Source organism: Mycetocola sp., from assembly GCF_046716805.1.
GTDB lineage: Bacteria > Actinomycetota > Actinomycetes > Actinomycetales > Microbacteriaceae > Mycetocola_A.
Genome location: NZ_JBKJWH010000196.1, coordinates 1 through 6,313, shown reverse-complemented (window position 1 = coordinate 6,313; position 6,313 = coordinate 1). Strand labels below are relative to the sequence as shown.

General features: G+C 67.3%; 6 protein-coding genes and 1 pseudogene. All 7 read right to left on the bottom strand.

Annotated features, from left to right (window positions below; genetic code table 11):
- Positions 1–322, bottom strand: a pseudogene (locus ACLQ62_RS15925) (argininosuccinate lyase); the annotation flags it as partial.
- Positions 323–332: 10 nt separating this feature from the next.
- Positions 333–1,538 (bottom strand): argininosuccinate synthase, encoded by a 1,206-nt coding sequence (locus tag ACLQ62_RS15920; protein ID WP_411722607.1) that lies wholly within the window; start codon positions 1,536–1,538, stop codon positions 333–335.
- Between the two features lie 63 nt (positions 1,539–1,601).
- On the bottom strand, positions 1,602–2,525 hold the full coding sequence (argF, locus tag ACLQ62_RS15915; RefSeq protein ID WP_411722606.1) for an ornithine carbamoyltransferase: 924 nt from the start codon (positions 2,523–2,525) through the stop codon (positions 1,602–1,604).
- On the bottom strand, positions 2,522–3,730 hold the full coding sequence (locus ACLQ62_RS15910) for an acetylornithine transaminase (protein ID WP_411722605.1): 1,209 nt from the start codon (positions 3,728–3,730) through the stop codon (positions 2,522–2,524). The genes argF and ACLQ62_RS15910 overlap by 4 nt, the downstream gene beginning before the upstream one ends.
- On the bottom strand, positions 3,727–4,632 hold the full coding sequence (gene argB / locus ACLQ62_RS15905; protein ID WP_411722604.1) for an acetylglutamate kinase: 906 nt from the start codon (positions 4,630–4,632) through the stop codon (positions 3,727–3,729). The genes ACLQ62_RS15910 and argB overlap by 4 nt, the downstream gene beginning before the upstream one ends.
- A gap of 3 nt (positions 4,633–4,635) precedes the next feature.
- Positions 4,636–5,787, bottom strand: a complete 1,152-nt coding sequence (argJ, locus tag ACLQ62_RS15900) for a bifunctional glutamate N-acetyltransferase/amino-acid acetyltransferase ArgJ (RefSeq protein ID WP_411722603.1) — start codon at positions 5,785–5,787, stop codon at positions 4,636–4,638.
- The coding region (locus ACLQ62_RS15895) for an Asd/ArgC dimerization domain-containing protein (protein ID WP_411722602.1) at positions 5,784–6,313 on the bottom strand (530 nt) is incomplete at its 5' end. The genes argJ and ACLQ62_RS15895, both read right to left, overlap by 4 nt.

Sequence of the window (6,313 nt, the reverse complement as noted above, 5' to 3'; positions counted from 1 at the left end):
CGAAGTTGCCGGTCTCGGCGCCGTACATCGAGGCGAAGAGATCGACCGCCATGGCTGCGGGGCGGTACGTGCGGGCGAGGCCGAGCTCGGTGATCGCGGCGAGCATCCGCTCCAGCTCGTCGTCGCTCAGGTATCCCGCCGAGGCGAGCGCCTTCGCGTGTGCGCTCGACCCGGCGAGGTCGTACCCCGCGAGCTGCCAGTCGAAGTGGATCGACCGGCTCAGCCGCGCGAGCTCGGGCGACGGACCGCTGGCGAACCGCGCCCCCCAGAGGGAGCCCTCGCCGGTGGATCCAGCGGTACCGTCATCCGATGTCGTGTTCATTGCGCGGTGTTCAGCGACCGTCGACGGCCGCGTCGCGGCGCGCCGCGATCTTGCTCGGCAGCGACCACAGTTCGATGAAGCCCTTCGCCAGCGACTGGTCGAACGTGTCGCCCGTGTCGTAGGTGGCGAGGTTGTAGTCGTACAGGCTGGAGTTGCTCTTGCGCCCGGTCACGACGGCGGTGCCGGCGTGCAGCTTGAGGCGGATGTCGCCCGAGACGTGCTTCTGGGTCTCGTCGATGAAAACGTCGAGGGCCTTCTTAAGGCCGGAGAACCAGAGGCCGTCGTAGACGAGCTCTGCCCACTTCGATTCCACGGTGCGCTTGTAGCGGGCCAGGTCGCGCTCGATCGTCATGTTCTCGAGCTCTTCGTGCGCGGTGATCAGTGCGATACCAGCGGGCGACTCGTACACCTCACGGCTCTTGATGCCGATCAGGCGGTCCTCGACGATGTCGATACGGCCGACTCCCTGGTCGCCGGCGATGCGGTTCATCAGCTCGACCGCTTCGAGCGGCGTGATCGGGTTGCCGTCGTAGGCGACGGGCACACCCTGGTCGAAGGTGATGACGATCTCGGTCGGTGCTCCGGCCTCGGCCGGGTTCTTCGTGTAGGTGTAGAGGTCCTCGATCGGCGCGTTCCACGGGTCCTCGAGGAACCCGGTCTCGACGGCGCGGCCCCACACGTTCTGGTCGATCGAGTACGGGCTCTTCTTCGACTGCGCGATCGGCAGGTTGTTCTGCTCGGCGTAGATGATGGCCTTGTCGCGGGTCAGCGCGAGGTCACGGACCGGGGCGATGCTCGTGAGCTCGGGAGCGAGCGCGGCGACAGCGGCCTCGAACCGGACCTGGTCGTTGCCCTTGCCGGTGCAACCGTGGGCGACGCTGTTCGCGCCGAGTTCGCGAGCGGTCGACGCGAGGTACTTCGCGATGAGCGGGCGGCTCAGCGCCGAGACGAGCGGGTAGCGCTTCTGGTAGAGCGCGTTGGCCTTGAGCGCCGGGACGATGTAATCGTTCGCGAATTCATCGCGGGCGTCGACGACGACCGATTCGACAGCGCCGCAATCGAGGGCACGCTGGCGGATGACCTCCATGTCCTCGCCTTCCTGGCCGACGTCGATCGCGAGCGCGACGACCTCTTTGCCGGTGGCATCCTTCAGCCAGCCGATTCCCACTGAGGTATCGAGGCCGCCTGAGTATGCGAGTACGACGCGTTCCGCCATGAAGATCTTCTCCTTGATTTGCTTGGTGTTAAGTGTAGTGAAACCCGGTAGGGGCGCTGAGCGTCAGGCGCGTTCGAGCAGCCAGGTGAGCAGCGCCTTCTGGGCGTGGAGGCGGTTCTCCGCCTCGTCCCAGATGATCGACTGCGGGCCGTCGATGACATCCGCCGTGACCTCGAAGCCGCGGTCGGCGGGGAGGCAGTGCATGAACAGTGCGTCATCCTTCGCCAACCCCATCATCGCCGCGTCGACCCGGTACGGGCGAAGCGCGGCAACGCGTGACGCCTTCTCCTCTTCCTTGCCCATCGACACCCAGGTGTCGGTGACGAGGATGTCGCTGCCGACCGCCGCTTCGCTGGCGTCGGTGAACAGGGCGATGGAGCCGCCGGTGGTCTCGGCGATCGCTGTCGCGTCGGCGACGACCACGCGGTTCGGGGTGAAGCCCTCCGGCGAGGCGATGCGCACGTTCATTCCCGCCGTCGCCCCGGCGAGGAGGTAGGACTGCGCCATGTTGCACGCCCCGTCGCCGACGAAGGTCAGGGTGAGCCCGGCCAGCGCGCCCTTGTGCTCGCGGATGGTGAGCAGATCGGCGAGCAGCTGGCACGGGTGGAACTCGTCGGACAGCGCGTTGACGACGGGAACGGTTGTGCCCTGTGCCATTTCCTCGAGTCCGGCCTGGCCGTAGGTGCGCCAGACGATTGCGGCGACCTGACGTTCAAGGACGCGCGCGGTGTCTGCCGCGGTTTCCTTACCGCCGAGCTGGCTCGACGCGGTCGAGATGATCAGGGGAACGCCGCCGAGGTCGGCGATGCCGACAGCGAACGAGACGCGGGTCCTCGTCGATGACTTGTCGAAGATGACGGCGACGGTCTGCGGCCCCTCGAGCGGACGACGGCCGAATCGGTCCTTCTTCAGCTCGAGAGCGAGGTCGAGGATCTCGGACTGCTCGGCGGGGCTGAGGTCGTCGTCGCGCAGGAAGTGTCTGGTCACGGTGTTCCTTCGTTCGGGGTGCCGGTCTCGAGGGCAGCAAGGGCGGCTCGGAATCGTTCGTCGAAATGGCGCAACTCGTCGTCGCCGACGATGAGCGGCGGGGCGAGGCGAATGGTGTTCGGGTTCGGCGCGTTGAGAATGAGTCCGGCTGCCAGGGCGGTGCGGACGAGGTCGGCCGCGACCGGCTCGGCAAGCCCGATGCCGAGGAGGAGGCCCTTGCCGCGGACTTCGGTGATCAGCGGCGAACCGATGCCGAGCACGATCTCGCGGAGCTGCTCACCCCGCACCCGGGCGTTCTCGACGAGACCGGCGTCCTCGATTTCCCGGAGCACAGCGTTGGCTGTGGCCGTGCCGAGCGGGTTGCCACTGAAGGTGCTTCCGTGCGTGCCGGGGGTGAACAGGTCGGATGCTGCGCCGAAGGTCACGAGGGCGCCGATCGGGAAACCGCCGCCGATTCCCTTCGCGAGCGTGAGGGCATCCGGGACGATCCCGGCACGCTGGAACGCGAACCAGCTTCCGGTGCGCCCCGCGCCGGTCTGCACTTCGTCGAGGAGAAGCAGGGCGCCGTGGCGTTCGGTCAGTTCGCGCGCCCGGACGAGATAGCCGTCGGGAAGTTCGACGACACCCGATTCGCCCTGGATCGGTTCGACGATGAGGGCGGCGACGGTGTCGTCGAGGGCTGCTTCGAGCGCCTCGATCGTCGCGTCGATGTGTGTGACTCCGGTGGGAAGCGGTGCGAACGGGGTCTGGATCGAGGGTTTGCCCGTCATCGCGAGGGCGCCCATGGTGCGGCCGTGGAATGAGCCGGTGAGTGCGAGGATGCGGGTGCGGGTGCCGCCGCTGTTGTTCAGCCGGGCGAGCTTGAATGCTGCCTCGTTCGCTTCGGCGCCCGAGTTCGAGAAATAGACCCGCCCGCGCTCGCCTGCCCCGGTGAGGCGCTTCAGCCGTGCGGCCAGTTCCAGCTGCGGCGGGGTGACGAAGTAGTTCGACACATGAATGAGTTCGGCCGCCTGGCGGGTGATCGCGTCGACCATGGCCGGGTGTGCGTGACCGAGCGCGTTGACGGCGATGCCGCCGAGAAAGTCAAGGTATTCGGTGCCCTCGGAGTCCCAGACGGAACAGCCGGAGCCGCGGACGAGGAGAGCCTGGGGCGCCCCGAAGACCTGCATCATGTCGGAGTTCGCGGCGTCGTGCCAGTCGGTCATGCTTCGTCCTCTATTACCTGGGTTCCGATGCCCTGCCGGGTGAAGACCTCGAGCAGGATGGAGTGCTCGAGCCGGCCGTCGATGATGGCGGCGTTGAACACGCCGCCGTCGACCGCCTCGAGGCACGCGGTCATTTTGGGGATCATCCCTGACTCGAGCGACGGAAGCAGCTCGCGCAGCTCGCTTGCGGTGATGACCGAGACGAGCGACTCACGGTTCGGCCAGTCACTGTAGAGTCCGGCGACGTCGGTGAGGATGAGGAACTTGTCTGCTTTCAGGGCGACAGCGAGGGCGGATGCCGCGGAATCCGCGTTCACGTTGAGCACCTGCCCCGGTGCGTCCTCATCCGGTGCGATCGAGGAGATCACGGGGATGAGACCGGCCTCGATGGCGGCGTGGACGGCGTGCGGGTCGACGGCGACGACATCGCCGACGAGGCCGAGGTCGACCGTTTCGCCGTCGATCTCCACACCACGCTTGCGGCCGGTGAACAGGGAGGAGTCCTCACCGCTCAGACCGACGGCGAAGTCGCCGTGCTGGTTGATGGAGTCGACGAGTTCCGAATTCACTTCACCGCGGAGGACGTCACGGACGACGGTCATGGCTTCGGGTGTGGTGACCCGGTAGCCGCCGCGGAATTCGCTGGCGATACCGAGTTCCTTCAGACGGGCGGAGATCTGCGGGCCGCCGCCGTGCACGACGACGGGCTTCAGGCCGGCGTGGCGGAGGAACACCATGTCCTCGGCGAACGCGCGGGTGAGCTCGGGGCTGATCATGGCGTTGCCGCCGAACTTCACGACGGCGATGGCGCCATGGTAGCGCTGAAGCCAGGGCAGCGCCTCGATCAGGACGGATGCTTTCGCGATCGCCTCAGCGGTGGATGCGGGAAGAAGTGTCGGCATCGTCTAGCTCGAGTATGCGCTGTTCTCATGCACGTAGTCGTGCGTGAGGTCGTTGGTGAGAATGGTCGCGAACCGCTGGCCCTCGTGCAGGTCGATTCGCACGTGCACTGCACGCCCGGTCAGGTCGACGAGGTCGCGGGACTGGTCTGGGGCGCCCGCGTGGCAAACACGGATGCCGTTCATGCTCACGTCGACCGCGTACGGGTCGAACGGGGCTTTGGTGGTTCCGATCGCGGCGAGGACCCGACCCCAGTTGGGGTCGTTGCCGAACACCGCCGCCTTGAACAGGTTGTTGCGAGCGACCGACCGGCCGACCTCCACGGCATCCTCTTCGCTGACCGCACCGACGACCTCGATGGTGATGTCGTGAGCGGCACCCTCGGCATCCGCCTGCAACTGACGGGCAAGGTCGAGACAGATCTCGCGAAGAGCGTCGGCGAAGACATCGGCATTGGGTTCGACTCCTGAGGCGCCCGAGGCGAGAAGAGACACCTGGTCGTTGGTGGACATGCAACCGTCGGAGTCCAGCCGGTCGAAGCTCACTCGCGTCGCCGCACGGAGGGCCCGGTCGAGCTGGTCGGAGGCGAGGCTCGCGTCGGTGGTGAGGACGACGAGCATGGTCGCGAGGCCGGGCGCTAGCATGCCTGCGCCCTTGGCCATGCCACCGATCGTCCAGCCGTCGCCCGTGAACACCGCCGTCTTGGGGTGGCTGTCGGTCGTCAGGATCGCTTCGGCGGCGTCTTCTCCGCCGTCGGAGCGAAGAGCAGCGGCCGCTGTGGCGACGCCGGGGAGCAGCTTGTCGGTGTCGAGCTGCTCACCGATCAGGCCGGTGGAGCAGACGAGCACATCGCCCGCGGAGACGCCGAGTTCCGTTGCAACCGCTTCTGCTGTGGCGTGGGTGGTCTGGAAACCCTGCGGACCGGTGAAACAGTTCGCACCGCCCGAGTTGAGCACGATCGCGCTGACCGTACCGTCCGCGATGACCTGCTGTGACCAGAGGATCGGGTTGGCTTTGGCGCGGTTGCTCGTGAAAACGGCCGCTGAGGAGTGCCGGGGGCCTCGGTTGACGACGAGGGCCAGGTCCTTGCCCCCTGACGCCTTCAGTCCGATGGCGATGCCCGCGGCTTCGAAACCCTGGGCTGCTGTGACGGTCATGGTGCAACTCCGTTCACCGGAAGGCCGGTCGATTCTGGAAGGCCGAGCGCGAGATTCGCGGACTGGACGGCGGCGCCCGCTGTGCCCTTGGCGAGGTTGTCGACGGCGGTGACGACGACGACACGGCCGGCGGCCTCGTCGACGGCGATTCCCATCAGCATCGAGTTCGAGCCGAGCACGTCGGCTGTGCGCGGGAACTCCCCCGCCGGCAGCAACTGCACGAACCTCTCGTCGCCGTAGGCGTCCTGCCAGGCCGCGCGGACGGCATCCGCACTGGTCCCCGGCACGATGCGGGCGGTCGAGGTGGCGAGGATTCCGCGCGACATCGGCACGAGGACGGGAGTGAATGAGACGCTCACGGCGCCGGCGCCTGCTCCGCGGAGGGCCTGGGCGATCTCGGGGATGTGCCGGTGGGTTCCGCCGACGGCGTAGGGGTTGGCCGATCCGAGAATCTCGGAGGCGAGCAGGTTGGTCTTCAGCGCCTTGCCTGCGCCGGAGGGGCCCACGGCGAGAACGGTGACGATGT

What these genes read in the sequence shown, in the direction of transcription:
- ACLQ62_RS15920 (WP_411722607.1), bottom strand. Translation starts at nt 1,538, where the DNA reads ATGGCGGAACGCGTCGTACTCGCATACTCAGGCGGCCTCGATACCTCA.
- ACLQ62_RS15910 (WP_411722605.1), bottom strand. Translation starts at nt 3,730, where the DNA reads ATGACCGACTGGCACGACGCCGCGAACTCCGACATGATGCAGGTCTTC.
- argB (WP_411722604.1), bottom strand. Translation starts at nt 4,632, where the DNA reads ATGCCGACACTTCTTCCCGCATCCACCGCTGAGGCGATCGCGAAAGCA.
- argJ (WP_411722603.1), bottom strand. Translation starts at nt 5,787, where the DNA reads ATGACCGTCACAGCAGCCCAGGGTTTCGAAGCCGCGGGCATCGCCATC.